The organism is Variovorax sp. FW305-3-2-15-B-LB1 (genome assembly GCF_058787635.1).
In genome coordinates this window covers 12,513-36,126 of the sequence record NZ_JBYSZY010000063.1, presented here as the reverse complement: position 1 = coordinate 36,126, position 23,614 = coordinate 12,513, and the positions used below count along the sequence as shown (strand labels likewise).

At 69.5% G+C, this 23,614-nt stretch carries 24 protein-coding genes; 18 read left to right on the top strand and 6 right to left on the bottom strand.

The window, feature by feature from the left end:
• Positions 1-239 precede the first annotated feature (239 nt).
• From AC3WQR_RS27200 to AC3WQR_RS27170, 7 genes are all read left to right on the top strand, one after another.
• The gene (locus tag AC3WQR_RS27200) at positions 240-1,139 is read left to right on the top strand and encodes a TauD/TfdA dioxygenase family protein (RefSeq protein WP_492744923.1); all 900 of its coding nucleotides are present in this window, start codon (positions 240-242) and stop codon (positions 1,137-1,139) included.
• 34 nt (positions 1,140-1,173) lie between these two features.
• Positions 1,174-2,184, top strand: coding sequence for an ABC transporter substrate-binding protein (locus tag AC3WQR_RS27195; protein WP_492744921.1), 1,011 nt, complete (start codon positions 1,174-1,176; stop codon positions 2,182-2,184).
• A 4-nt stretch (positions 2,185-2,188) separates the two neighbouring features.
• Positions 2,189-3,088 carry an ABC transporter ATP-binding protein gene (locus AC3WQR_RS27190; protein WP_492744919.1) on the top strand — a complete coding sequence of 300 codons (900 nt, stop codon included), beginning with the start codon at positions 2,189-2,191 and terminating at the stop codon, positions 3,086-3,088.
• Complete coding sequence (locus AC3WQR_RS27185; protein WP_492698021.1) at positions 3,085-3,954, top strand: ABC transporter permease; 870 nt, start codon at positions 3,085-3,087, stop codon at positions 3,952-3,954. Before AC3WQR_RS27190 ends, AC3WQR_RS27185 begins: the two co-directional genes overlap by 4 nt.
• A 99-nt stretch (positions 3,955-4,053) precedes the next feature.
• Complete coding sequence (gene hisN / locus AC3WQR_RS27180; protein ID WP_492744917.1) at positions 4,054-4,830, top strand: histidinol-phosphatase; 777 nt, start codon at positions 4,054-4,056, stop codon at positions 4,828-4,830.
• Between the two features lie 9 nt (positions 4,831-4,839).
• The gene (locus tag AC3WQR_RS27175; protein WP_056575522.1) at positions 4,840-5,034 is read left to right on the top strand and encodes a DUF2905 domain-containing protein; all 195 of its coding nucleotides are present in this window, start codon (positions 4,840-4,842) and stop codon (positions 5,032-5,034) included.
• Between the two features lie 40 nt (positions 5,035-5,074).
• Complete coding sequence (locus AC3WQR_RS27170; protein WP_492744915.1) at positions 5,075-6,001, top strand: ROK family protein; 927 nt, start codon at positions 5,075-5,077, stop codon at positions 5,999-6,001.
• Here the strand turns inward: AC3WQR_RS27170 and AC3WQR_RS27165 are convergent.
• On the bottom strand, positions 5,974-7,488 hold the full coding sequence (locus tag AC3WQR_RS27165) for an aminotransferase-like domain-containing protein (protein WP_492698016.1): 1,515 nt from the start codon (positions 7,486-7,488) through the stop codon (positions 5,974-5,976). The two genes, AC3WQR_RS27170 and AC3WQR_RS27165, sit on opposite strands and share 28 nt — an antisense overlap.
• A gap of 172 nt (positions 7,489-7,660) precedes the next feature.
• Here AC3WQR_RS27165 and AC3WQR_RS27160 point away from each other — a divergent pair, with 172 nt between their 5' ends.
• Entirely contained in the window at positions 7,661-7,996 is a 336-nt protein-coding gene (locus tag AC3WQR_RS27160) for a hypothetical protein (RefSeq protein ID WP_492744913.1), read from the top strand.
• 39 nt (positions 7,997-8,035) lie between these two features.
• Here the strand turns inward: AC3WQR_RS27160 and glmU are convergent, their stop codons facing one another.
• Positions 8,036-9,466: a bifunctional UDP-N-acetylglucosamine diphosphorylase/glucosamine-1-phosphate N-acetyltransferase GlmU gene (glmU, locus tag AC3WQR_RS27155; protein WP_492744911.1), complete on the bottom strand. Its 1,431-nt coding sequence runs from the start codon at positions 9,464-9,466 to the stop codon at positions 8,036-8,038.
• 49 nt (positions 9,467-9,515) lie between these two features.
• Here glmU and AC3WQR_RS27150 point away from each other — a divergent pair, with 49 nt between their 5' ends.
• Positions 9,516-10,364 carry a DUF6279 family lipoprotein gene (locus tag AC3WQR_RS27150; RefSeq protein WP_492744909.1) on the top strand — a complete coding sequence of 283 codons (849 nt, stop codon included), beginning with the start codon at positions 9,516-9,518 and terminating at the stop codon, positions 10,362-10,364.
• A 10-nt stretch (positions 10,365-10,374) separates the two neighbouring features.
• Here AC3WQR_RS27150 and AC3WQR_RS27145 read toward each other — a convergent pair whose 3' ends face one another.
• Complete coding sequence (locus AC3WQR_RS27145; RefSeq protein WP_447741185.1) at positions 10,375-11,145, bottom strand: Crp/Fnr family transcriptional regulator; 771 nt, start codon at positions 11,143-11,145, stop codon at positions 10,375-10,377.
• A gap of 92 nt (positions 11,146-11,237) precedes the next feature.
• On the opposite strand from AC3WQR_RS27145, the gene AC3WQR_RS27140 reads away from it, so the two are divergent.
• Positions 11,238-11,654, top strand: coding sequence for a BLUF domain-containing protein (locus AC3WQR_RS27140; RefSeq protein WP_492744906.1), 417 nt, complete (start codon positions 11,238-11,240; stop codon positions 11,652-11,654).
• Positions 11,655-11,747: 93 nt separating this feature from the next.
• On the opposite strand, the gene AC3WQR_RS27135 is transcribed toward AC3WQR_RS27140, so the two are convergent.
• A complete protein-coding gene (locus tag AC3WQR_RS27135) occupies positions 11,748-12,065 on the bottom strand; it encodes a DUF2917 domain-containing protein (RefSeq protein WP_062477930.1) in 318 nt (105 codons plus the stop codon).
• A gap of 175 nt (positions 12,066-12,240) precedes the next feature.
• Here AC3WQR_RS27135 and AC3WQR_RS27130 point away from each other — a divergent pair, with 175 nt between their 5' ends.
• The gene (locus tag AC3WQR_RS27130; protein WP_062477933.1) at positions 12,241-13,224 is read left to right on the top strand and encodes a LysR substrate-binding domain-containing protein; all 984 of its coding nucleotides are present in this window, start codon (positions 12,241-12,243) and stop codon (positions 13,222-13,224) included.
• Between the two features lie 6 nt (positions 13,225-13,230).
• Here AC3WQR_RS27130 and AC3WQR_RS27125 read toward each other — a convergent pair whose 3' ends face one another.
• Positions 13,231-13,848: a 5-formyltetrahydrofolate cyclo-ligase gene (locus AC3WQR_RS27125; protein WP_095743648.1), complete on the bottom strand. Its 618-nt coding sequence runs from the start codon at positions 13,846-13,848 to the stop codon at positions 13,231-13,233.
• 9 nt (positions 13,849-13,857) lie between these two features.
• Here AC3WQR_RS27125 and AC3WQR_RS27120 point away from each other — a divergent pair, with 9 nt between their 5' ends.
• The 3 genes from AC3WQR_RS27120 to AC3WQR_RS27110 all read left to right on the top strand — a co-directional run bounded on the left by AC3WQR_RS27120 (position 13,858) and on the right by AC3WQR_RS27110 (position 17,249).
• Complete coding sequence (locus AC3WQR_RS27120; RefSeq protein WP_492744905.1) at positions 13,858-15,888, top strand: lytic transglycosylase domain-containing protein; 2,031 nt, start codon at positions 13,858-13,860, stop codon at positions 15,886-15,888.
• A gap of 1 nt (position 15,889) precedes the next feature.
• Positions 15,890-16,453: an MgtC/SapB family protein gene (locus AC3WQR_RS27115; RefSeq protein ID WP_492744903.1), complete on the top strand. Its 564-nt coding sequence runs from the start codon at positions 15,890-15,892 to the stop codon at positions 16,451-16,453.
• 109 nt (positions 16,454-16,562) lie between these two features.
• Positions 16,563-17,249 (top strand): glutathione S-transferase family protein, encoded by a 687-nt coding sequence (locus AC3WQR_RS27110; RefSeq protein WP_492744901.1) that lies wholly within the window; start codon positions 16,563-16,565, stop codon positions 17,247-17,249.
• Positions 17,250-17,265: 16 nt separating this feature from the next.
• Here AC3WQR_RS27110 and AC3WQR_RS27105 read toward each other — a convergent pair whose 3' ends face one another.
• The gene (locus tag AC3WQR_RS27105; protein WP_062477953.1) at positions 17,266-18,003 is read right to left on the bottom strand and encodes an OmpW/AlkL family protein; all 738 of its coding nucleotides are present in this window, start codon (positions 18,001-18,003) and stop codon (positions 17,266-17,268) included.
• 165 nt (positions 18,004-18,168) lie between these two features.
• On the opposite strand from AC3WQR_RS27105, the gene AC3WQR_RS27100 reads away from it, so the two are divergent.
• From AC3WQR_RS27100 to otsA, 4 genes are all read left to right on the top strand, one after another.
• Positions 18,169-19,440, top strand: coding sequence for a multifunctional CCA addition/repair protein (locus AC3WQR_RS27100; protein ID WP_062477956.1), 1,272 nt, complete (start codon positions 18,169-18,171; stop codon positions 19,438-19,440).
• A 73-nt stretch (positions 19,441-19,513) separates the two neighbouring features.
• Positions 19,514-20,305, top strand: a complete 792-nt coding sequence (gene otsB, locus AC3WQR_RS27095; RefSeq protein WP_492744899.1) for a trehalose-phosphatase — start codon at positions 19,514-19,516, stop codon at positions 20,303-20,305.
• Entirely contained in the window at positions 20,302-22,224 is a 1,923-nt protein-coding gene (locus tag AC3WQR_RS27090; protein ID WP_492744897.1) for a glycoside hydrolase family 15 protein, read from the top strand. Before otsB ends, AC3WQR_RS27090 begins: the two co-directional genes overlap by 4 nt.
• Positions 22,221-23,606 (top strand): alpha,alpha-trehalose-phosphate synthase (UDP-forming), encoded by a 1,386-nt coding sequence (otsA, locus tag AC3WQR_RS27085; RefSeq protein WP_062481194.1) that lies wholly within the window; start codon positions 22,221-22,223, stop codon positions 23,604-23,606. Before AC3WQR_RS27090 ends, otsA begins: the two co-directional genes overlap by 4 nt.
• Positions 23,607-23,614: the final 8 nt, after the last annotated feature.

Sequence of the window (23,614 nt, the reverse complement as noted above, 5' to 3'; positions counted from 1 at the left end):
CGCCCAAACTCGCTTCGCTCAAACAAGGGCGAGCCCTGATCCGCGAAACGCTGCGCTCCTCGGCGCAGCCAGAGGGGCTTGGATGCCGGGCGGGCCGTCGCTGCGCTCGGCCACCACGGCGCCAAAGGCGCTGCGCGCTTTGGGCGCCTTGTGCTTGTGCTTTCAACGGGAAGAGTTGGTCATAAGCAAGCAACAAAGACTTCGTTGGGGAATGGAGGGCGCGCTTCTACATTCGCGGCATGACTGCCGTTCTTTCCCGCGCTACCCCCGCCGCAGAGGCGCCCGCGCAGCACTTCGAGGTGCGGCCTTTCGATGCGCCTGTCGGTGCGGAGATCGTCGGGCTCGACATCGCTGAGCCGATCAACGCCGCCGACTTCCAACGCATCCACCGCGCGCACCTGGACCACCACGTGCTGGTCTTTCGCGACCAGCGCATCACGCCCGCACAGCACATCGACTTCAGCCGCCGCTTCGGGCCGCTCGAGATCCACGTGCTGCACCAGTTCCAGCTGAAGAACCACCCCGAGATCCTGATCGTTTCGAACATCAAGGAGAACGGCGAGCCGATCGGTCTTGGCGACGCGGGGGTGTACTGGCACTCCGACATTTCGTACAAGCCCCATCCCAGCCTGGGTTCGCTGCTGCACGCGCAGGAGCTGCCGAGCGAAGGCGGCGACACGCTGTTCGCCGACCAGCACCTGGCATGGGAGGCGCTGCCTGCCGAGCTGCAACAGCGCATCCTGCCGCTGAAGGCGGAGCACAGCTACCTCGCGAAATACGAGGAGCTGCGTGCGAAGAATCCGTGGCGACCCAAGTTGTCTCAAGCGCAGATCGATCAGGTCGCACCCGCCGTGCAACCCGTGGTGCGCACGCACCCGGAGACGGGGCGCAAGGCGCTGTTCGTCAGCGAGCACTTCACGACGCGCATCGTCGGCCTGCCGCAAGGCGAGAGCGATGCACTGCTGGCCGAGCTGTTCGCGCACAGCGTGAAGCCCGAGTTCGTGTACCGCCACACGTGGGCACCGCACGACCTGGTGTTCTGGGACAACCGTTCGCTGATGCACCTCGCGGCAGGCACGCCCGACCACCTGCGCCGCCGGCTCAACCGCACCACCATCGTGGGCGACACGCCGTTCTGATTTCTTCTTTTCTCCTTCTCTTCCGGACTTTCCAATGAACCGCTTCACCCGCCGCGCCGCCGCGCTCGTCACCGGCCTCGGCCTTCTCGCTGGCAGCCTGGCCGCGCACGCCGAAGGGCAGATCCGCATCGCCGAGCAGTTCGGCATCGTCTACCTGCTGCTCAACGTGGCGCAGGAACAGAAGCTGATCGAGAAGCACGCGAAGGCCGCGGGGGTCGATGCGAAGGTGGAGTGGGTCAAGCTCTCGGGCGGCTCGGCGGTGAACGACGCGCTGCTGTCGGGCAGCATCGAGATCGCGGGCGCCGGCGTGGGGCCGCTGCTCACGCTGTGGGACCGCACCAAGGGCAAGCAGAACGTGAAGGGCGTGGCCTCGCTGGGCAACTTCCCGTACTACCTGGTGAGCAACAACCCGAACGTGAAGACGATCGCCGACTTCACGGACAAGGACCGCATCGCGCTGCCCGCGGTGGGCGTGTCGGTGCAGTCGCGGGTGCTGCAGATCGCGTCGGCCAAGCTGTGGGGCGACAAGGAATTCAACCGGCTCGACAAGATCAGCGTGGCGCTGCCGCACCCCGACGCGGCGGCGGCGATCATCAAGGGCGGCACGGAGATCACGGGGCACTTCGGCAATCCGCCGTTCCAGGAGCAGGAACTCGCGGGCAACCCGAACGCGCGCATCGTGCTGAACTCGTACCAGGTGCTGGGCGGACCGTCGTCGGCCACGGTGCTGTACGCCACCGAGAAATTCCGCAACGAGAACCCCAAGACCTACAAGGCGTTCGTCGATGCGCTCGACGAGGCGGCGAAGTTCGTCACGACCAACCCCGAGAAGGCGGCCGACATCTACCTGAAGGTGAGCAACGCCAAGCTCGACCGCGAGCTGCTGCTCAAGATCATCAAGAACCCCGAGGTGCAGTTCAAGACCGCGCCGCAGAACACCTACGTGTTCGCGGAGTTCATGCACCGCGTGGGCGCGATCAAGAACAAGCCGGCGTCGGTGAAGGACTATTTCTTCGACGACGCGCACACGGCCTCGGGGAACTGACGCGATGCTGTCCCGGCTCGAGCGCCTGGCAGGGCCGCCCGCCGCGGCCTTCCTTGGCGGCACGGCGGCGCCGCAGCGGTCGGCCCGACGGCGCGGCGTGGTGGCCACGGGCGACGCGGCACCGCCGTACGTGCACGAGGCGCTGCTGCAGGTCGAGGGCGTCAGCCTCGAGTACCGCACGCCCGAGCGCGTGGTGCGCGCCACGCACCGCGTGAGCTTCGACGTGCATGCCGCCGACCGCTTCGTGCTGCTCGGGCCCTCGGGCTGCGGCAAGTCGACGCTGCTCAAGGCCGTGGCCGGGTTCATTCCGCCGGTCGAGGGCGAGATCCGCCTCGACGGCCGGCGCGTGTCGCAGCCGGGGCCCGACCGCATCGTCGTGTTCCAGGAGTTCGACCAGCTGCCACCGTGGAAGACGGTGAAGCAGAACGTGATGTTCCCGCTGCTCGCCTCGCGCACGCTGGGGCGCAAGGAGGCGGCCGAGCGCGCGCTGCACTACCTCAACAAGGTGGGCCTCTCGAAGTTCGCCGACGTGCACCCGCACCAGCTCTCGGGCGGCATGAAGCAGCGCGTGGCGATCGCGCGGGCGCTGGCGATGCAGCCGCGCGTGCTGCTGATGGACGAGCCCTTTGCCGCGCTCGACGCACTCACGCGCCGCCGCATGCAGCAGGAGCTGCTCGAGCTGTGGGACGAGGTGCGCTTCACGCTGCTGTTCGTCACGCACTCTATCGAAGAGGCGTTGGTGGTCGGTAACCGCGTGGCGCTGCTGTCGCCGCACCCGGGGCGCATGCGCGCCGAACTCAACAGCCACGGTTACTCGCTGGACAGCCTGGGCGGTGCGGATTTCCAGGCGACTGCGCGGCGCATCCACGACATGCTCTTCGAGGAAGAGCAGGGCACCCCATGAGCACCCTGACGCCACCCATCCGCCCTGAATACGAACGCACGCTCGAACCCTTCACCGAACTGCCGGTGGAGCGCGCGCTGCCGCTGGCCACGCGCCTCACCTCGCACACCTGGCTGCGCAAGGGGCTGATCCTCGCCGTCATCGCCGTGCTGTGGGAGCTGGCGGCGCGCTGGCAAGACAACGACCTGCTGCTGCCCACCTTCACCGCCACCGCCCGCGCGCTGGCCGAGGGGCTGGCCAGCGGCGAGCTGGTCGAGAAGGTGCGCATCTCGCTGGCCGTGCTGCTGCAGGGCTACCTCGCGGGCGTGCTGCTGGCCTTCGGGCTCACCACGCTGGCGGTGTCCACGCGCATCGGGCGCGACCTGCTGGACACGCTGACCTCGATGTTCAACCCGTTGCCCGCGATCGCGCTGCTGCCGCTGGCGCTGCTGTGGTTCGGGCTGGGCCGGGGCAGCCTGGTGTTCGTGCTGATCCATTCGGTGCTGTGGCCGCTGGCGCTCAACACGTACGCGGGCTTCCAGGGCGTGCCCGAGACGCTGCGCATGGCGGGGCGCAACTACGGGCTGAAGGGGCTGCGCTACGTGCTGCAGATCCTGGTACCGGCCGCGCTGCCGTCGATTTTGTCGGGGCTGAAGATCGGCTGGGCCTTTGCGTGGCGCACGCTGATCGCGGCCGAGCTGGTGTTCGGCGCCTCGTCGGGCAAGGGCGGGCTGGGCTGGTACATCTTCCAGAACCGCAACGAGCTGTACACGGACCGCGTGTTCGCCGGCCTCGCGCTGGTGGTGCTGATCGGCCTGCTGGTGGAAAGCCTGGGCTTTCGCACACTGGAGCGGCTCACCGTGCGGCGCTGGGGCCAGCAGCGCTAGCCCGCAGGGGAAGGGGCCGGGCGGACGAATGCCCCGGCGATGGCGCAAGGGCTGCGGGCTCGGGTCTAATCGCAGCTTTTGGCACGCGTTCTCCTCCCCATGAGCTCTTCCGTCCCCGACCTTTCCGCGATCGCCGGTGCGCTGGCCGATGCCGCCGCCGCCCAGTCGATGCGCTACTTCCGCACGCCGCTGGACATCATCACCAAGGCCGACGAAAGCCCGGTCACGCTGGCCGACCGCGCCGCCGAGACAGCGATGCGCGAGATCCTCGGCACGCGCGTGCCCACCGACGGCATCTTCGGCGAAGAGCACGGCCCCGAGCGCCTCGACGCCGACCGCATCTGGGTGCTCGACCCGATCGACGGCACGCGCAGCTTCATCACCGGCTCGCCGCTGTGGGGCACGCTCATCGGCGTGCTGCAGGGCGGTCGCGTGGTGCTGGGCATGGTCGACATGCCAGTGCTGAAAGAGCGCTGGATCGGCGAGGCAGGCAAGGGCGCCACGCGCGACGGCCAGCCCGTGCGCGTGAGCGGCTGCACCGAGATCGCCAAGGCCCGCATCGTCACCACCTCGCCCGACATCTTCTCGCCGGCCGACTGGAGCGCCTTCGACCGCCTGAGCCGCCAGTGCGCGATGCGCCGTTTCGGCGGCGACTGCTACGGCTACGCGCAGCTCGCGGGCGGCACCATCGACCTCGTGGTCGAGACGGGGCTGCAGCCCTACGACTTCCTGGGCCCGGCGGGCCTGATCGAAGCCGCGGGCGGCGTCGTCACCGACTGGGAGGGCCGGCCGCTGGGGCTGAACCCCGACCAGCGCGTGATCGCTGCAGCCACACCCGAACTTCACCGACAAGCCCTGGCCGTGCTCGCGGCCTAGACTGTCGGCATGTTCCGCTGGCTGATCGTCGTCGTCCTGGCGCTGGTGCTCATGAGCGGCCTGACCGCCTGGCTGCGCCGCTTCGGCTTCGGACGGCTGCCCGGCGATTTCGAGTTTCGCGCCTTCGGCCGCGACTGGCAGCTGCCGATCGCGAGCACGGTGGTGCTCAGCATGATCGCGGCGCTGGTCGCGCGGCTGCTCTGAGCACGGCGCGGCGAAGACTGAGAAAGAAGAGAACCCCGCAATGAGAGCCTGCGTAGACATCGGCGGCACCAAGGTCGCCGTGAGCCTTTCCGCTTCGAGCGACGCGCCGCTGATCGGCCGCCGCAGCGAGCCCACCGCCAAGACCGGCAACAACGACGCCGTGGCGGTGCAGATCCTGCGGCTCATCGACGATGTGTGCGCCGAGCAGGGCATCGACCCGGCGAGCATCGACCGCGTGGGCGTGTCGTCGACCGGGCCCTTCGAGCTGCACGACGGCATGGTCGAGCTGGCCACGCCCAACATCTGCGGCGGCATCGCCGGCCCCTCGCGCGGGCTGCCCAACAACTGGATGACGGCCATCGTCGAGGCGCCGCTGGCGCGCCGCTTCGCCCGCGTGCGCGTCGAGAACGACGCCGTGGCCGCGCTCGAGGCCGAGCGCCACTGGGGCGCGCTGAAGGGGCTCGACAACTGCGCCTACGCCACCTGGAGCACCGGCGTGGGCGTGGGCCTGTGCGTCGACGGCAAGGCACTGCGCGGCAAGAACGGCAACGCCGGCCATGCGGGCCACAGCTTCGTGGTCGACGACGACAGCGGCGCGCTGTGCGGCTGCGGCAACCTGGGCGACGTGGAGGCGCTGGCCGGTGGCAATTCGATCGCGCACCGCTTCGGCCAGCCCGCGGCCGATCTGTTCACGGCCGCGGCGGCCGGTGACGCTGCGGCACTCGAGAAGGCCGACGCGCTGTGCCGTGTGATCGGCCGCATGCTCTACAACCTCGTCATCACGCTCGACCTGCAGCGCATCAGCCTGGGCGGCAGCGTGTTCTGGCACCACCGCGACTTCGTGCTGCCGCGGCTGCAGGCGCAGGTCGACGGCAAGCTGCCGCCGCTCACGCGCGGCGTGCTGCTGGTGCCCGCCGGTCTCGGCGACAAGGTGGGCGACTACGCGGCCCTGGCGCTGCTCGACTGAGTTGCAGCGCGCGGCGACCGGACCAGTGTGGCTGGCTGGTTCTTCTGCGCGGCGCAGCCTTCCTCGACGATCCGCCCGAGCCGCCGCAGCCCCGCATCGACCGCTTCGCTGAAGGGCCAGCCGCAGTTGATGCGCAGGTAGTGGTCGAAGCGCGAGGCATTCGAGAACTGCGCGCCCGGCGCCACCAGCATGTGCTCGCGCAGGGCCGCCTCGAACACCGCCACCGACGACAGCCGATCGGGCAATTCCACCCACAGCTGGAAGCCGCCGCGCGGCAGGTTGAGCCGCGTGCCGGCCGGGAAGTAGCGGGCGATGGCATCGGCCGTCTGGTCGCGCTGCGTGTGCAGGCGTTCGCGCAGGCGGCGCAGGTGGCGGTCGTAGCCGCCGCTGGCAATGATCTCGCCCGCGGCGATCTGCGCCAGCGCCTCGTTGTTGCGCGTCTGCGCGTACTTGAGCATCTCGACCTGCGCATGCCAGCGCCCGGCCGTGATCCAGCCCAGCCGCAGGCCCGGCGCCAGCACCTTGTGCAGCGAGGCGCAATACACCACGTTGCCCGTGCGGTCCCAGGACTTGATGGCGCGCGGCGGCACCTCGGTTTCCACCAGGTCGCTGTAGGTGTCGTCCTCGACCAGCGCGATGCCGTGGCTTTCGCACAGCTGCACCAGCCGCTGCTTGTGGGCGTCGGGCATCACGCTGCCGATGGGGTTCTGCAGGTGCGGCACCACCACCACGGCCTTGATGTCGTCGTAGGTGTGGATGGCCAGGTCGAGCGCCTCCAGCGAGATGCCGGTCTGCGGGCTGGTCGGAATCTCCAGCCCGCGCAGGCCCAGGCTTTCGAGCACCTGCAGCAGGCCGTAGAAGGTGGGCGATTCGACCGCCACGGTGTCGCCGGGCTTGGCGATGGCGCGCAGCGCGAGGTTCAGCGCCTCGATGCAGCCGTTGGTGACCAGCACGTCATCGGGCGCCACCGTCATGCCCACGCGCAGGTTGCGCTGGGCCACGACCTGGCGGAACTGCTCATGGCCTTTTTGCGACGAGGCCGTGGTCAGCAGTTCGGGGCGCTGGCGCAGCGCGCGCGTCATGGCGTTGCGCAGCGCCTCGGCCGGGTAGAGCTCGGGGGCGGCGCGCGAGATCGCGAAGTTGAGCTTCACGTCGTTGAGCCGCCCGCGCGCCATGAAGTTGGCCATGCGCGTGCGCATGTTGACGAACTGCGCCGGGTCGGGCGGCAGGCCGGACACGGGCTCTTCCATGGCCGCGATGGCCAGCCGCTGCGGGCGGCGCACGAAGTAGCCCGAGCGGTCGCGCGCCTCGACCCAGCCTTCGCTTTCCATGGCGCGGCACACCTGCAGCGCGGTCGAGAGGCTGATGTCGTGCAGCCGCATCAGGCTGCGCAGCGAGGGGAGCTTGTCGCCGGCCTTGAGCGAACCGGCGTGGATCGCGTCCACGTAGTGCGCCGCGAGCTGGCGGTAGAGCGGTAGCGAGTCCATGGGTCGATGTTCCCCGCATCGGGCATCCGAAAACAGATGCAGTTGACTGGGAAAAAGACCATAACAGATGGCGTGGCGGCCCGGCTGTTCCGGTCGCAATAGCCACCGGGTGTGCCTGTTTTTCAGGCGACGGAATTCCTACGATGAAGCCCACATCCACCCGAGGTCCGCCATGATCACCACCCTGTCCGAAGCCCCCGATTCCATCGTCCTCGAACCCGGCCAGAGCCTCCGCACCGCCGTCGATGCGGGCGCCTGGCTTCAGCTGGCCGAGGGCCGCGCCCGCGTGGTGTCGCCGCCGGGCTGGCTGGGCGAGACGGTGTTCATGACCGAGACGCTGCTCGGCGAGGGCGACGTGCACTGCGTGCCGCAGGGCGGGTGGATCGAGGTGTCGGCGGTGACGGCGGTGCACCTGCGGGTGCATGCGCCCCAGCGCGCGGCCCGGGCCACGGCGCCGGTGGCGGCGCGGCCGGTGATGCGCTTCGTGCGCCTGCTGACGGGGGGGTGAGGTCCGGGGCAGGGCGCCTGCCCCGAACCAAGGCCGCCGTCAGTTCTTCGGCAACTTCTGCGGCCGCTTCCAGTTCGCGAAGCTGACCTGCTTGCCCCGCGCCACGGTCAGCGCGCCCGGCTCGGTCGACTTGTTCACCGTCGAGCCGCCGCCGATGGTGCCGCCCGCGCCGATGGTCACGGGCGCCACGAGCACGCAGTTGCTGCCCACGTGCACGTCGGCCTCGATCACGGTGCGGTGCTTGTTGGCGCCGTCGTAGTTGGCCGTGATGCTGCCCGCGCCGTAGTTCACGCGCTCGCCCACCGTGGCGTCGCCCAGGTAGGCCAGGTGGTTGGCCTTGGCGCCCGCCGCCAGCGTGGAGTTCTTGACCTCGACGAAGTTGCCGATGTGCACCTCGGCGCCCAGCTGGGCACCGGGCCGCAGCCGCGCAAACGGCCCGACCAGCGCGCCCGCGCCCACCGTCACGCCGGCCTTCTCGCCGTCGATGTGGGTGAAGGGGTGGATCACCGCGCCCGCCTCGATGCGCACATTGGCAATGACGCAGTTCGCGCCGATGCGCACGCCTTCGCCCAGCGACACCGTGCCTTCGAACACGCAGTTGACGTCGATGTCGACGTCGGCGCCGCAGCTCAGCGTGCCGCGCAGGTCGAAGCGCGCCGGGTCGGCCAGGCGCACGCCCTGTTCCATCAGCGCGTTGGCCTGGCGCAGCTGCCAGGCGCGTTCCAGGGCCGCGAGCTGGGCCGGGCTGTTAATGCCCGCCACCTGCAGCGCGTCGGTCGTGACATGCGCCACCACCGGCACGCGGTCGTCGGCCGCGAACTTCACGATGTCGGTCAGGTAGTACTCGCCCTGGACGTTCTTGTTGTCCAGCCGCGCCAGCCAGCCCTTGAGCAGCCGCGCGGGCGCGGCCATCACGCCGCTGTTGATCTCGCGCACGGCGCGCTGCGCCTCGGTCGCGTCCTTGTGCTCGACGATGGCCGTCACCTCGCCGCCGGCACGGGTGCGGATGATGCGGCCGTAGCCCGTGGGGTCGTCGAGTTCGATGGTCAGCAGCGCGAGCCGCTCGCCGCCGCTGGCAGCGATGAGGGTGCGCAGCGTGTCCTCGGCGATGAGCGGCACGTCGCCCGACAGGATCACCACGGTGCCGTCGTCCGGCAGCTGCGGCGTGGCCTGCTGCACGGCATGGCCGGTGCCCAGCTGGGGCTCCTGGCGCGCGAAACCGAGGGCGGCGGCGTTCACGGCCGTGGCCTTGATCGCGGTCTCGACCTGCTCGGCGCCGTGGCCCGTCACGACCACGACATGGCGCGCGCCGATGCGCGCGGCGGTGTCGGTCACGTGGGCCAGCAAGGCGCGGCCGGCCAAACGATGCAACACTTTGGGCAGCTTGCTCTTCATGCGCGTGCCCTTGCCGGCCGCCATGATGACGACGTCGACCGGTCCCTGGTTGCTCTGCTGCGGAGTCTGATTCATGCGCTTTTCTTCCCGGATTCGTTGTGCTGGACTGGCCCGAATTATCGGTGTGCTGCTGCTGGCCGCTGCCCTGGGGGCTTGCAGCGCGGTCAAGCTCGCCTACAACAACCTGCCCGAGCTGAGCTACTGGTGGCTCGACGGTTACTTCGACTTCGACGGCGCCCAGACACCCAAGGTGCGCGACGAGCTCGCCCAACTGCTGGCCTGGCACCGCCAGAACGAGCTGCCGCGCATCATCGGCCTGCTGCAGGAGGCCCAGGGCCTGGCGAGCGCCGAGGTGACGCCGGCCCAGGCCTGCCAGCTGGCCGACCGCGTCCGCGAGCGCCTGCTCGCCGTCACCGAGCGCGCCGAGGCCGCCAGCGCCGAACTCGCGCTGAGCCTGAGCGACGCGCAGTTGCAGCAGCTCGAACGCAAGTACGCGAAGAACAACACCGACTACCGCAAGGACTGGCTCGACCGCAGCCCCGCGCAGGTGCAGGAAAAACGCTACGACCAGTTCCTCGAGCGCCAGGAAGACTTCTACGGCCGCCTGACGACCGAGCAGCGCGCGCTGCTGCGCCAGCAGGTGGCGCAGTCGGTGTTCAGCCCGAAGCTGGCGTACGAGGAGCGGCGCCAGCGCCAGCAGGAGGCGCTGGTGCTGCTGCGCGGCTTCCTGGGCGGCAACGGCGGCCCGCGCGCCTCGCCGACCGAGGCCCGCGCCGCGCTGCATGCCTACATCCAGCGCATCGCCGATCCGCCGCCCGGCCCCTGGCGCGACCAGCAGCAGGCGCTGCTGCAGGAAGGCTGCCGCAACCTGGCGGCGCTGCACAACACCACCAGCGCCACGCAGCGCGAGCAGGCGGTGCGGCGGCTGCAGGCCTACCAGGGCGACCTGCGGCAGCTGGTGGCGGCGCGCTGAGGCGGCGGCTTCAGATCATCGGCACCGGCCGCAGCGGGCGCTCGAAGTAGTCGCCCAGCGTTTCGAGCGCATGCGGCTCCAGGATGCGCAGCCAGCCGCCGTCGAGCTTGTACAGGCCCAGGCGCTGCAGCCGCCGCATCGTCTTGTTGGTGTGCACCAGCGACAGCCCCAGCGCGTCGGCGATGTGCTGCTGGTTGAACGGGAACTCCACCCAGCCGTCGCGCACCATGCCCACGCGCTGGGCGCGGCGGTACAGGTGCATGAGCAGCATGGCCACGCGCTCGCCGGCGTTGCGGCGCCCGGCCGTGACGAGGTGGTCGTCCACCAGCTTTTCCTCGCGCGCGGCCAGCCAGGTGATGTCGTAGCCGAGCCGGGGCTGGGTCTGGAACAGCGCCCACAGCCGCTCGCGCGCGAAGGCGCACAGCGTGGCGTCGGTCACGGCCTCGACGCCGTGGGTCTGGCCGTCGGCAAACTCGTCCTGCAGGCCGATGAAGTCGCCGGGCAGCAGGAAACCCAGGATCTGCCGCCGGCCGTCGCTCAAGGTCTTGTAGCGGAAGGCCCAGCCCGCGTAGAGCGTGAACAGCTGCGGGCTGGCGCGGTGCTCGTCGACGATGGTGCCGCCCGCCTCGACGCGCCGGGTGCCGGTGCGAAAGGACTGGATCGCCTCCAGCTGCTGCGCCGTCACCGGCAGGAAGGCCTCCAGGCGCCGCAGCGCGCAGTGTTCGCAGGGGTTCGCACCCTGCGGCGGGGAGGCGGCAACGGGATAGTCCTCGAGCTTCACGCCGCACTATAGGCTGGCGGGGCTATGTCTTTTGACATTTCGGGGTGCAGGATGGCCCCCTAGACTCGAAGCGACTTTCCCTTTCGCACCGCATGACACAAGAACAAGCACCCGCAGAACTGCTGCACGAATTCCTCTATTGCAGCCTGCTCGCCCCCGACCTGCCGCCCGCCACCGTGGGCGCAATCGTCACCCAGGCCCGCGCGCGCAACGCCGAGGACGGCATCTCCGGCCTGCTGGTGTTCGACGGCCAGTGTTTCTGCCAGCATTTCGAGGGGCCGCGCGAGGCGGTGCAGGCGCTGATGGCGCGGCTGCAGCGCGATCCGCGCCACGTGGCGCTCGTGGTGGTCCACGACGGCCCGCTGGCCGCCCGGCGCTACAGCGGGTTTGCGATGGGCCTGGCCGAATGCGAAGGGCCCGACCCGGTCTCCGGCCTGCGGGCCCTGCGCGGCGAGGCGGCGCTGGCGCACTTCCTGGCGCTGCGCGCCAGCTTCGACATCAGCACCTGACCGGCTGACTGACGGAAAACTGAAAACGACGGGCAAAGAAAAAGGCGGCCGAAGCCGCCTTTGTTCAGAAGAGCCGGGAGTGCAGGCGGTCGGTCAGACCGGGTCCCACACGTAGGTGGCACCGTAGCCATCCCAGGCTTCCATGACGATGCGCTGGCCGGCGGCCACGGTGAGCGACTCGCCCGGGGCCAGCACGATGTCTTCGCTGGGGCCATGGGCGGTGGCGTCGGGCGTGACCCACACGCGGCCCTGCTTGACGCGCAGCACGCTCGCCGACCGCGCCTTCAGGCTCATCGCCTCGCCGGGCGCAATCTGCCAGGCGCCACGGCGCACGGCCGGCGGAATGGCCGCGGTGCGGGTGGAACGGGACAGGGAAGCGAGCGATTCGTTGGTGCAGACGGCGGTGGACATGATGAGGACTCCTTGGCTGATCCGAAGCGCCTTTGACAGACAGAGAGGTTGGCGCAGTTCGGGAATGAATGATCGTTTTTGCGGCCTTGGAGGTCCAATGAAAACGAGGTAGCCTACTGATGCGATTCCCGCATCAATCAACTGGCCGCCGGGAACGCACACCAAAGTCATACCCATGCAACATTCGCAAACCCACCTGCGCTCCCGGCCCATCTCCGCGGGGCACCTGCGGGCCTTCGAGGCGGTCGCGCGGCACCTCAATTTCCGCGCCGCGGCCGAGGAAATGGCGCTCACCCAGTCGGCCGTGAGCCGGCAGATCCAGTCGCTCGAAGAGGAAGTGGGCGTGTCGCTGTTCCTGCGCCACACGCGCGCGGTCGAGCTGACCAGCGCCGGGGCGCAGCTGCTGCTGTCGGTGCAGCAGGCGCTGCCGCGCATCGACATGGCGGTGCGGCAGATCCGCCAGAGCGCCGGGCGCAAGAGCGTGGCGCTCACCACTTTCGCCTCGTTTGCCTCGATGTGGCTGATTCCGCGGCTGGAAGCCTTCCAGCGCGACAACCCCGAGATCGACATCCGCATCGACGCCAGCGACATCGCGGTCGACCTCGACGTGGCCGACGTGGACATCGCGCTGCGCTACGGCCCGCCCGAAGGCATGCCGCCCGGCGCCGTGCGGCTGTTCGGCGAAACGCTGACGCCGGTGGCGAGCCCGTGGCTCATCAAGAGCAACCCGCCGATCAAGACGCCGGCCGACATCGCCCGCTTCACGCTCATCGAGGCCGGCGACGCGCACCGCACGCACCTGGAATGGCTCACGTGGCGGCGCTGGTTCGAAGTGAACGGGCTGGAGCGCGCGCAGCCCAAGCGCTGGCTCTATTTCAACTATGCCTACCAGATGGTGCAGGCCGCGCTCACGGGCCAGGGCCTGGTGCTGGCGCGCAGTTCGCTCATTGCCGAAAGCCTGGCCAACGGCGACCTGATCGAGGTGCTGCCGCAGCACCGGCTGGATTCACCGATGGCCTACTGGCTCATCTCGGGGCCGCGCAATGCGCTGCGGCCCGAGATCAAGGCCTTTTCCGACTGGCTGGAGGCGCAGGCCGTGACCACGCGCCAGACCATCGGCGAGGTGCCCGACCCCGACACGGTGGACAACCTCGACTGAGCCGGCTCAGGAGGTCGGCCAGACGACGCCGTTGTCGTTGAGGATCGCGTCCAGGGGCAGGTCGTGCGCCTCGGGCTCGAAGTCTTCCAGGAAACCATTCGTGAAGCCCAGCCCCACCGTGAACGGCCGGGGCTCCAGCGCCGCCAGCGTGCGGTCGTAGAAGCCGCCGCCATAGCCCAGCCGGTAGCCGCCGGCGCTGTAGCCCACGCAGGGCACGAACAGCAGGGTCGGCACGATCAGCTCGGTGTCCTTGGGCTTGGGAATGCCGTAGGCGTCTTCTTCCATCTGGCAGCCCGGGTACCAGGCATGGAAGGTGAGCGTCTTGTGAACTTTGTCGATCACCGGCAGTCCGATGCGGCGGCGCTGCGTTTCTTCCATGAGTTCGCCGTCTTCCTTCCAGCGATGCAGTGCGGGCAGCGGGTCGAACTCGCCCTTGATCGGCCAGTAGGCGCCGATCACGGTGTCGGGCCGGCCGACCAGCCAGATCCGCATCACCCGCTGCAACAGGTCGGCCCGCGCGAGGCGGTCGGGCAGCGCCAGGCGTTGCTCGATGAGTGCCTTTCGCAGTTGACCCTTCAGAAAACTCGCCGTGGCCGAGGTGTCGGCATCCTTTGACTTGTCCATAATCCCCCGATGCAGTTCCCAAGCATTTTGGCATCCGCGCGCGCTCGTCAGCGTCGCGGCGCGCCCGCCCTGGTTTTTTCCGCCGTTCTCGCACTCGCCGCGCTGCTGTCGCAACAGCCCGCCGCCGCGCAGAACAACACCAACGACGACGTGCTGGTCCAGATGAAGCAGGCCTTCCAGCGCGGCGACAAGGCCCGTCTCACGGCCTTGCTGCCCCAAGCGCGTGGCCACGCTCTCGAACCCTGGGCCGCCTACTGGGAGCTCAAGGCCCGCCTGCAGGAGGCCGCGCCCAACGAGGTGCAGGACTTCTACGCGCGCTACCCCAACACCTACCAGGAAGACCGCCTGCGCAACGACTGGCTGCTGCTGCTCGGCCAGCGCCGCGACTGGGACGGCTTTGCCGCCAACATCGCCGGCTTCCGCATGGGCGACGACGCCCAGGTGCGCTGCTACGCGGTGCTGGTCGACACGCTGCGCACCGGCACGGCCACGCAGGCGCAGGCCGACGAGGTGCGCCGCAACTGGTTCGCGCAGAAGGACAGCGACGACGGCTGCCTCACCGCCGCCGACCGCATGGTGGCGGCCCGTCTGATGACGACCAACGACGCCTGGAAGAAGGCGCGCCTGGCCATCGAGGCCAACCGGCCCGCGGCCGCGCGCGGCGCGGTCACCATCGCCGCGCCCGACGCGCTGCCGCTGTTCGAAGAGGTCAACGCCAGCGCCGCCAAGTTCCTCACGGGCCGGGCCTTCGTGGCCGCCAAGTCGCGCAAGGAACTGGTGGTGCTCGCGCTCATCAAGATCGCGGTGGCCGACCCCGACCAGGGCGCCGCGCAGCTCGACGGCAAGTGGGGCCCGATGCTCTCCGCCGAAGAGCGCAACTGGGTCTGGGGCACCATCGGCCGCGCGGCCGCGAACAAGCTCTCGCCGATGGCCGTGAGCTATTTCGGCAACGTCACGAAGAACAGCGACCTGTCCGACGACATGCTCGGCTGGCGCGCGCGCGCCGCACTGCGCGCCAGCCAGTGGAAGGACGTCGCACCCGCCATCAACGCCATGAGCGACGCCGCCCAGCAGGACCCCACCTGGGTCTACTGGAAGGCCCGTGCGCTGAGCAGCGCCGGCGGCGACGAGCGCCGCGCCCAGGCCCGCGAGCTGTACACCAGCATCGCCGGCACGCGCGGCTTCTATGAAATGCTGGCGCTCGAAGAACTCGGCCAGCGCGTCGTGGCCGCCACGCGGCCCGCGCCGCTCACGCCCGAGGAAAAGAACGCCGCGCGCACCAACCCGGGCCTGCAGCGCGGCCTGCAGGCCATCGGCATGGGCCTGCGTTCCGAAGGCACGCGCGAGTGGAACTACGCCACCAACCTGCACGACAAGGGCGGCATGGACGACCGCGCCCTGCTGGCCGCCGCCGACCTGGCCTGCCAGCGCGAGGTGTGGGACCGCTGCATCAACACCAGCGAGCGCACCAAGGGCGTGATCGACGTCGAGCAGCGCTTTCCCATGCCCTTTCACGACACGGTGCTGCGCAAGAGCCAGGACATCGGCCTGGACCCGGCCTACGTCTACGGCCTGATCCGCCAGGAAAGCCGCTTCATCATGGACGCGCGCTCGGGCGTCGGTGCCTCGGGCCTGATGCAGGTCATGCCCGCCACGGCGCGCTGGACCGCCCGCAAGATCGGCCTGACCGACTTCACGCCCGGCCAGATCAACGACCGCGAGACCAACATCACCATCGGCACCAACTACCTGAAGCTCGCACTCGACGACTTCGACGGTTCGATGGCGCTGGCCGCCGCGGCCTACAACGCCGGCCCCGGCCGGCCGCGCAACTGGCGCAACGGCCCGGTGATCGACGCGGCCATCTGGGCCGAGAACGTGCCCTTCAACGAGACGCGCGACTACGTGAAGAAGGTGCTGGCCAACACCACCAACTACGCCGCCATCATCAGCGGCAAGCCGCAGTCGCTGAAGGAGCGCCTGGGCCGCGTGGGCCCGCGCAACGCCAACGAGCCGGAACCTAACAAGGACCTCCCCTGATATGAGCTGGCGCGACGAGGTGCTAGACACCGTCGCGTCCGAATTCTCGGACGTGGGCGATGTCGCGCAACTCACGCGCATCTCGGTGCGGCTGCTGCTGGCGGCCGTGCTGGGTTTCCTGCTCGGCTTCGAGCGCGAGCAGCAGGGCAAGGCGGCCGGCGTGCGCACGCACATGCTGGTGGCCATCGGCTCGGCGCTCTTCGTGCTGATCCCGCAGCAGACCGGCATCGTGCCGGCCGACATGAGCCGCGTGATCCAGGGGCTGGTGGCCGGCGTGGGCTTCCTGTGCGCCGGCACCATCCTCAAGCAGGGCAAGGACGAATCCCACGTGCAGGGCCTCACCACCGCCGCGGGGCTGTGGATGACGGCCGCCATCGGCATGGCCTGCGGGCTCGGCCGCGAGGTCACGGCCGTGTTCAGCGCGCTGCTGGCGCTCGCGGTGCTGTCGCTGGTGCCGCGCCTCGTGGGCCTGATCGAGCGCGTCGTGAAGCCTGCCGCGAACACGGACGCCTCCGGCCCGCGCGTGATCGTCCCGCCCGAATCCCGCCAAGACGGCGACCGCTGAAGCGGCCCGCATCAATTCGCGCCGCCTTCGTCATCAATCGCAGCGCGCCGCCCGGCTAGCATCGACGGCTTTGCCCCGCATTCCCGCACTGACCCGGAGACCCAGATAGATGTCCAAGCTCTACATCGGCAACAAGAATTACTCGTCGTGGTCCATGCGCCCCTGGGTGCTCATGACCCAGGCCGGCATTCCCTTCGAAGAGGTGATGGTGCGCTTCGATTCGTTCGACGCCACCTCGCAGTTCAAGCACGTGATCGGCGCCATCAACCCCGTGGCCAAGGTGCCGGTGCTGGTCGACGGCGACCTGGCCATCTGGGACACGCTGGCCATCGCCGAGTACCTGGCCGAGCGCTTCCCCGAGAAGCAGCTGTGGCCCCAGGGCGTGGCCGAGCGGGCCCGCGCGCGCAGCATCTGCGCCGAGATGCACTCGGGCTTCACCAACCTGCGCGGCAACTGCCCGATGAACATCGAGGCCTCGCTGCCCGAGGTGGGCGCGCGGCTTTTGGCCGAACAGCCCGGCGTGCAGGAAGACCTCGACCGCATCGTGCAGATGTGGACCGAGCTGCTCGACACGCACGGCGGCCCGATGCTGTTCGGCGCCTTCACCATCGCCGACGCCTTCTTCGCGCCGGTGGGCATGCGCATCCGCGGCTACGGCCTGCCGGTGCCGCCGGCCATCGATGCGTACATCGCGCGCGTGGCGGCCCTGCCGGGCGTCGCCGCGTGGATCGCGGGCGCCCTGGCTGAAAAGACCTTCGTGGCTTTCGACGAGCCCTATCGCACTTCACGCGACTGAGGCCCGCCGGACCTCATCAGAACCGGTACGTCGCCGCCAGGTAGGTGACGATCGGGTTCAGCTTCAGGCTCGCCTCGCTGCGCGCCACCGGCAGGCCGGTGATGCTGGTCGTGGTGAGCTTGGCCTTGGTCTTCAGCGGGATGTAGGACACCGAGAACGACACGCCCCAGTGCTTGTCGAACTGGTAGGCCACGCCGGCGTTGAGCACGGGCGCGAACGAGCTGTCGAGCTTGGCCGTGGTGTTCACCGAAGACGGACGCACGTGGAACTGGCTGGCCAGCGCGCCTTGCAGGTTCGAGGTGAGCTTCACGTCGCTGTACCAGACGTAGGTGGCACCCAGGCCCACGAACGGACGGAAGGCGTCGTTGCCTTCGTTGAAGTAGTACTTGGCCAGCACGGTCGGGCTCCACTGGCGGGCCTGGCCGAGTTCGCCCACGCGCGCCAGCGTGCCGCTGCCGTTGAGCTTGAACTTGGGCGGCACGCCGAGCACGCCCTCGACGGCCCAGTGGGGGTCGATGAAGTACGCGACGTTCAGGCCCAGCGTGTCCGAGTTGGTGACGCTCGCGCCCGAGCCGGCCAGCACGCTGTGCACGGGCGAGGTCACGGTCAGCGGCTTGCTCGAATCCTGCGGCGACAGGTGGAACCAGCCGGTGCCGACGACCCAGTCGCCCGCGTTCTGCGCCAGGGCGCTGCCCGATGCCAGGACCCCGAGTGCCGCCAATGCCAACGATGCTGTTGTTGTGAGTTTCTTCATAGCTGTGAATGCTCCTTGGGTATTGAAAACAGCCCCGCGCACGGGGGCACCGGCCAGCGACCGGTGCTTCGCGCGACGCGAATTTACGAACGGTCGTTCGCATCGCTCGGCGATTATCGAACGACCGTTCTTTTTGTGCAGGGAGAGTATCCCTACACTGCACTCATGAACATTTTTCTCGTCGGCGGTGCACTGCGCGACCGGCTGCTGGGCCGCCCCGTTTCCGACCACGACTGGCTGGTGGTGGGCGCCACGCCCGAGGCCATGGTGGCGCGCGGCTACCTGCCCGTGGGGCGCGACTTCCCCGTGTTTTTGCATCCGCGCACGCGCGAGGAGTACGCGCTGGCCCGCACCGAGCGCAAGAGCGCGCCGGGTTACCGCGGCTTCGTCGTGCATGCGGCGCCCGACGTCACGCTGGAGCAGGACCTGGCCCGGCGCGACCTGACCGTCAACGCCATCGCGCTGCCCGCCGAGCACGTGGGCGCCGACGGCAGCTTCGACCCTCGCCCCGAAACCCTGGCCGACCCCTTCCACGGCCAGCGCGACCTGCGCGACAAGGTGCTGCGCCACGTCACCGACGCCTTCCGCGAAGACCCGGTGCGCATCCTGCGCGTGGCGCGCTTTGCCGCGCGCTTCGACGACTTCACCGTCGCGCCCGAAACCATGGCGCTCATGCGCGAGATGGTCGCGGCCGGCGAGGTCGATGCGCTGGTGCCCGAGCGCGTGTGGCAGGAGCTCGCGCGCGGCCTGATGGAAACGCGGCCCTCGCGCATGTTCGAGGTGCTGCGCGACTGCGGCGCGCTTGCCGTGCTGCTGCCCGAGGTCGACCGGCTCTGGGGCGTGCCGCAACCGGCGCAGCACCACCCCGAGATCGACACCGGCGTGCACCTGATGATGGTGCTCGACACCAGCGCGCGGCTGGGCGCCACGCTGCCCGTGCGCTTCGCCTGCCTGATGCACGACCTCGGCAAGGGCACCACGCCCGCCGACATGCTGCCGCGCCACATCAACCACGAGCTGCGCAGCGTCGACCTGCTGCAGGCCGTGTGCGAACGCTGGCGCGTGCCGGTGGAGCTGCGCGAGCTGGCCGAGGTGGTGGCGCGCGAGCACGGCAACATCCACCGCAGCGGCGCGCTCGACGCGACGCCGCTGGTGCGCCTGCTGGAGCGCTGCGACGCCTTCCGCAAGCCGGCGCGCTTCGCCGAGGCGCTGCTGGCCTGCGAATGCGACGCGCGCGGCCGGCTTGGCTTCGAAGACACCGCCTACCCGCAGCGCCCACGCCTGCTCGCGGTGCTCGCGGCGGCCCAGGCCGTGGCCACCGACGTGGTGGCGCGCGAGGCGCAGCAGGCCGGCGCCACGGGGCCGCGCATCGGCGAGGCGATCCACCGTGCGCGCATCGCGGCGGTGAAGGCGTCCTTGCCGGCCACGGCCGACTGAATCCCCGCCATCGGCGCACGCCGGGACTTTGGCCGACACGCGCCGCGTGCGAGCCGTGCTATGGTTTTTCCCAATGCCAAAGTCCTCCAGCAGCAACGCCCAGTTGCCACCTCCGCCGGGCCGGGACGCCGCCCTTTTTCTCGACTTCGACGGCACGCTGGTCGGCCTCGCCGCCACGCCTGAAGCCATCGAGGTGCCGCCCGCCCTCGTGCCCCTGCTGAGCGACCTGCGCGACCTGCTCGGCGGCGCGCTCGCCGTGGTGTCAGGGCGCCAGATCGATGCCATCGACCGCTTTCTCGCGCCGCTGCGGCTGCCTGCGGCCGGCGAGCATGGCGTGCAGCGCCGCGATGCCAAAGGCGGCATGCAGGAGCAGCGCCCGCCCGACCTCGTCCCGATCCTGGACGTGGCCAACGAACTCGCGCGCATCCACGAAGGTCTGCTGGTGGAGCGCAAGCACGGCGCCATCGCGCTGCACTACCGGCTCGCGCCGCAGCTGGAGGCTGTGTGCCGCGACGCGATGGCGCGCGCCATCGAAGGCCGTCCGCAGCTCGAGCTCATGCACGGCAAGTTCGTGTTCGAGGTCAAGCCTTCGGGCGTGAACAAGGGCCTCGCCATCGGGGCCTTCATGAACGAAGCGCCGTTCGCGGGCCGCACGCCGGTCTTCGCGGGCGACGACACCACCGACGAGAGCGGCTTCGCCGTCGTGCAGCCGCGCGGCGGCGTCGCGATCAAGGTGGGCGCCGGGCCGAGCCTGGCGCTGCACCGGCTCGAATCGCCGCGCGCGGTCTACGAATGGCTGGTGCAGGCACGCGACCTGCTGGCCGCACCCGCTCCCCAGACACCATCACCGAGGAAGCCCGCATGAGCGAACACCAACTGCCGAAGGCTCCGGAGGACCGCGCGGGCAACGCCCTGGCCGGCGCGGCGGGCCCCGACGACCAGGCGCCCGTCGACGCCGCGAAGGTGGCAGCAGCCCCGCCGCGCGGCTTTGCGCCGCCGGCCGAGCCTTCGCTCAATGTCGGCGTGATCGGCAACTGCGCCTACAGCGCGCTCATCGATGCGCGCGCCCGCGCCGTCTGGTGCTGTCTGCCGCGCTTCGACGGCGACCCGGTCTTCAATGCGCTGCTGCATCCCGGCGAAGAGGCCGGTGCCTGGGCCATCGAGATCGAGGACTTCGCCTCCAGCAAGCAGTGGTACGAACCCAATACCGCCGTGCTGCGCACGCAGCTGTTCGACAGCGCGGGGCAGGGCATCGAGATCACCGACTTCGCGCCGCGCTTTCACAGCCGCTCGCGCTACTTCCGTCCGCTCATGATGGTGCGCCGCGTGCGCCCCATTGCCGGCGCGCCGCGCATCCGCGTGGCGCTCGACCCGCGCTTCCAGTGGGGTGCCTCGGCGCCGACCGAGGTCACGCGCGGCAGCAACCACATCCGCTACGTCGGGCCCGACGTGACCTTGCGGCTGAACACCGACGCGTCGATCTCGCACATCCTGTCGCGCCAGCCCTTCGTGATCTCGCGCGAGTACAACTTCATGTTCGGCGTGGACGAGACGCTGCTCGAAGGCATCGCCGACACCGCGCGCAAGTTCGAGCAGGAAACCATCGCCTACTGGCGCACCTGGAGCAAGCGCCTGGCCATTCCCTTCGAATACCAGGACGCGGTGATCCGCGCGGCCATCACGCTCAAGCTCTCGCTGTACGAGGACACCGGCGCCATCGTGGCCGCCATGACCACCAGCATCCCCGAGGCGCCGGGCAGCCAGCGCAACTGGGACTACCGCTACTGCTGGCTGCGCGACGCGTTCTTCGTGGTGCGCGCGCTCAACTCGCTGAGCGAAGTGGGCACGATGGAAGACTACCTGCGCTGGCTCGGCAACGTGGTGATCGGCTCGCACGGCGAGCACATCCAGCCGCTGTACGGCATCGGGCTGGAGCGCGAGCTGCCCGAGTCTTTTGTCGACGGCCTGCCAGGCTACCGCGGCATGGGCCCGGTGCGCGTGGGCAACCAGGCGCAGGAGCACTTCCAGCACGACGTGTACGGCAACATCGTGCTCGGCGCGGCGCAGGCCTTCCACGACCACCGGCTGCTCAGCCGCGCCGGCGTGGCGGAGTTTCCGCACCTGGAGGCGGTGGGCGAGCAGGCCGTGCGCGTGTACGGCACGCCCGACGCCGGCATGTGGGAGCTGCGCACGCGCGCCCGCGTGCACACCAGTTCGGCGCTGATGAGCTGGGCCGCCTGCGACCGGCTCGCCAAGATCGCGCGCACGCTGGAGCTGCCCGAACGCGCCGCCTACTGGCACGGCCATGCGGCACGCATGAAGGAAGAAATTCTTGCCAAGTCGTGGTGCGAAGAGCGCCAGGCCTTTGCCGAAAGCTTCGGCGGGCACGAGCTCGACGCGAGCATCCTGCTGATGGTCGAGGTGGGCCTGATCGATGCGCGCGACCCGCGCTTCATCTCCACCGTCGACGCCATGGAAAAGTCGCTGTGCGACGGCCCCTACATGCGCCGCTACGAAGCCGCCGACGACTTCGGCAAGCCCGAAACCGCCTTCAACATCTGCACCTTCTGGCGCATCGACGCGCTGGCCAAGATCGGCCGCAAGGCCGAGGCGCGGCAGATTTTTGAAACCATGCTCGCCGCGCGCAACCCGCTGGGGCTGCTGTCGGAAGACACGCACCCGGTCACGGGCGAGATGTGGGGCAACTTTCCGCAGACCTATTCGATGGTCGGCATCATCAACGCGGCCGTGCGCCTGTCCGCTCCCTGGGATTCGTGCATATGAGTCGTCTCGTCGTTGTTTCGAACCGCGTGGCCGACCCGCGCAAGCCCGCCGCCGGCGGCCTGGCCGTGGCCCTGGGTGAGAGCCTGCAGCAAAGCGGCGGCCTGTGGTTCGGCTGGAGCGGGCAGATCGTCGAGGGCGGGCCCACGGGCGAAGGCGAGCTGCACAAGCAGCAGGCCGGCAAGGTGACGCTGGCCACGCTCGACCTGAGTCGCGACGACCACGACAGCTACTACCTGGGCTACAGCAACGACGTGCTCTGGCCGGTGTTCCACAACCGCCTGGACCTGGCGCATTTCGATGCCGGCTTCATCGGCGGCTACCGGCGCGTGAACCAGCTGTTCGCGCGCAAGCTGATGCCGCTGCTGAAGGACGACGACATCATCTGGATCCACGACTACCACCTGATGCCGCTGGCCGCCGAGTTGCGCGCCATGGGCTGCAAGCAGCGCATCGGTTTCTTCCTGCACATTCCGCTGCCGCCGCAGATCATCATCGCGGCCATTCCGCAGCATGAATGGCTGATGCGCTCGCTGTTCTCGTACGACCTGATCGGCTTCCAGGCGCAGCAGGACGTGCAGCACTTCGAGCACTACGTGCGCAACGAGGCCCACGGCGAGTACCTGGGCAACGACATGTACCGCGCCTACGGGCAGACGGTGCGCTGCAACGCCTTCCCCATCGGCATCGACGTGGACGAGTTCGCGGCGCTCACGCACGCCAAGGAATCGCGCGACATGTACGAGACCATGAAGCGCGAGTACTCGAGCCGCCGGCTGCTCCTGGGCATCGACCGGCTCGACTATTCGAAGGGCATCCCGCAGCGCGTTCGCTCGTTCCGCGAGCTGCTGGCCAACTACCCCGAGAACCGCCGCAGCGCCACGCTGATCCAGATCGCCTCGCCCACGCGCGAGACGGTCGATGCCTACGCCGACATCCGCAAGGAACTCGAATCGCTGTGCGGCGCCATCAACGGCGACTACGGGGAACTCGACTGGATGCCGGTGCGCTACATCCACCGCATGGTGGCGCGACGCCGCGTGCCGGGGCTGTGCCGCGCGGCGGCCGTGGGGCTGGTGACACCGCTGCGCGACGGCATGAACCTCGTGGCCAAGGAATACATCGCGGCGCAGGACCCGGCCGACCCGGGCGTGCTGGTGCTGTCGCGCTTTGCCGGCGCGGCCGAGCAGCTGAAGGAAGCGCTGCTGGTGAATCCGTACGACACGCACGGCACGGCAGAGACGGTGCAGCAGGCGCTGCAGATGCCGCTGGAAGAGCGGCGCGAGCGGCACCAGAAGCTGCTGTCGCGCATCCGGGCGCAGGACATCCACTGGTGGCGGCGCACGTTCCTCGAAGCGCTGCGCGAGGCGGCGAGCGAGCGCTGATCGCGACC

Coding starts and splice junctions, on each gene's coding strand:
- AC3WQR_RS27200 (WP_492744923.1), top strand. CDS start 240: ATGACTGCCGTTCTTTCCCGCGCTACCCCCGCCGCAGAGGCGCCCGCG.
- AC3WQR_RS27195 (WP_492744921.1), top strand. CDS start 1,174: ATGAACCGCTTCACCCGCCGCGCCGCCGCGCTCGTCACCGGCCTCGGC.
- AC3WQR_RS27190 (WP_492744919.1), top strand. CDS start 2,189: ATGCTGTCCCGGCTCGAGCGCCTGGCAGGGCCGCCCGCCGCGGCCTTC.
- AC3WQR_RS27185 (WP_492698021.1), top strand. CDS start 3,085: ATGAGCACCCTGACGCCACCCATCCGCCCTGAATACGAACGCACGCTC.
- hisN (WP_492744917.1), top strand. CDS start 4,054: ATGAGCTCTTCCGTCCCCGACCTTTCCGCGATCGCCGGTGCGCTGGCC.
- AC3WQR_RS27175 (WP_056575522.1), top strand. CDS start 4,840: ATGTTCCGCTGGCTGATCGTCGTCGTCCTGGCGCTGGTGCTCATGAGC.
- AC3WQR_RS27170 (WP_492744915.1), top strand. CDS start 5,075: ATGAGAGCCTGCGTAGACATCGGCGGCACCAAGGTCGCCGTGAGCCTT.
- AC3WQR_RS27165 (WP_492698016.1), bottom strand. CDS start 7,488: ATGGACTCGCTACCGCTCTACCGCCAGCTCGCGGCGCACTACGTGGAC.
- AC3WQR_RS27160 (WP_492744913.1), top strand. CDS start 7,661: ATGATCACCACCCTGTCCGAAGCCCCCGATTCCATCGTCCTCGAACCC.
- glmU (WP_492744911.1), bottom strand. CDS start 9,466: ATGAATCAGACTCCGCAGCAGAGCAACCAGGGACCGGTCGACGTCGTC.
- AC3WQR_RS27140 (WP_492744906.1), top strand. CDS start 11,238: ATGACACAAGAACAAGCACCCGCAGAACTGCTGCACGAATTCCTCTAT.
- AC3WQR_RS27135 (WP_062477930.1), bottom strand. CDS start 12,065: ATGTCCACCGCCGTCTGCACCAACGAATCGCTCGCTTCCCTGTCCCGT.
- AC3WQR_RS27130 (WP_062477933.1), top strand. CDS start 12,241: ATGCAACATTCGCAAACCCACCTGCGCTCCCGGCCCATCTCCGCGGGG.
- AC3WQR_RS27125 (WP_095743648.1), bottom strand. CDS start 13,848: ATGGACAAGTCAAAGGATGCCGACACCTCGGCCACGGCGAGTTTTCTG.
- AC3WQR_RS27120 (WP_492744905.1), top strand. CDS start 13,858: ATGCAGTTCCCAAGCATTTTGGCATCCGCGCGCGCTCGTCAGCGTCGC.
- AC3WQR_RS27115 (WP_492744903.1), top strand. CDS start 15,890: ATGAGCTGGCGCGACGAGGTGCTAGACACCGTCGCGTCCGAATTCTCG.
- AC3WQR_RS27110 (WP_492744901.1), top strand. CDS start 16,563: ATGTCCAAGCTCTACATCGGCAACAAGAATTACTCGTCGTGGTCCATG.
- AC3WQR_RS27105 (WP_062477953.1), bottom strand. CDS start 18,003: ATGAAGAAACTCACAACAACAGCATCGTTGGCATTGGCGGCACTCGGG.
- AC3WQR_RS27100 (WP_062477956.1), top strand. CDS start 18,169: ATGAACATTTTTCTCGTCGGCGGTGCACTGCGCGACCGGCTGCTGGGC.
- otsB (WP_492744899.1), top strand. CDS start 19,514: ATGCCAAAGTCCTCCAGCAGCAACGCCCAGTTGCCACCTCCGCCGGGC.
- AC3WQR_RS27090 (WP_492744897.1), top strand. CDS start 20,302: ATGAGCGAACACCAACTGCCGAAGGCTCCGGAGGACCGCGCGGGCAAC.
- otsA (WP_062481194.1), top strand. CDS start 22,221: ATGAGTCGTCTCGTCGTTGTTTCGAACCGCGTGGCCGACCCGCGCAAG.